Consider the following 571-nt stretch of genomic DNA (forward strand, 5'->3'; position numbering starts at 1 on the left):
CGCTGGATGCCGGGCGCGGCTTTGTCACGGTGACCATCGCCCACACCACACTCACCATGTGCTTCGTCGCCGTCGTGGTGCAATCGCGCCTCGCGGGGATTGATCGCAGCCTCGAGGAAGCGGCGATGGATCTCGGCCGCGATCCGCTCCGCGCATTTATAGCCGTCACGTTGCCGCTGATCTGGCCGGCCATTGCCGCCGGCTGGATGCTGGCCTTCACGCTGTCGCTCGACGACCTCGTCATCGCCAGTTTTACGACCGGGCCGGGTTCGGCGACGCTACCGATTAGGATCTATTCGGAAGTGCGTCTTGGCGTGAAACCGGAGATCAACGCCATCTGCACGCTGATCGTCGGGTTCATCGCCGTCGTTATCGTGCTGGCATCGCTGGTGTCTAAACTGTCGAGCGCCCGGGGCGAAAGCGCCGCGCCGTTGTAAGGCAAAAAGTTAGTTCGCCTTTGGTGCTGCATCCGCAGGTGCTGCCGCCGCAGGTGCATCGGCGGGCTTATCCGGCTCTGCTACCGGCGCCTGTTTGGGCACGCCCGTAAAGCGCTCGATCACCGAGCGTACGG

The 571-nt window shown here is 63.7% G+C and carries 1 protein-coding gene; it reads left to right on the plus strand.

What is annotated here, in order from left to right:
* On the plus strand, positions 1–437 hold a 437-nt coding region (locus AC1DS5_RS25385), incomplete at its 5' end, for an ABC transporter permease (RefSeq protein ID WP_477721009.1).
* Positions 438–571 lie beyond the last annotated feature (134 nt).

The organism is Polaromonas sp. P4_H1 (assembly GCF_056400945.1).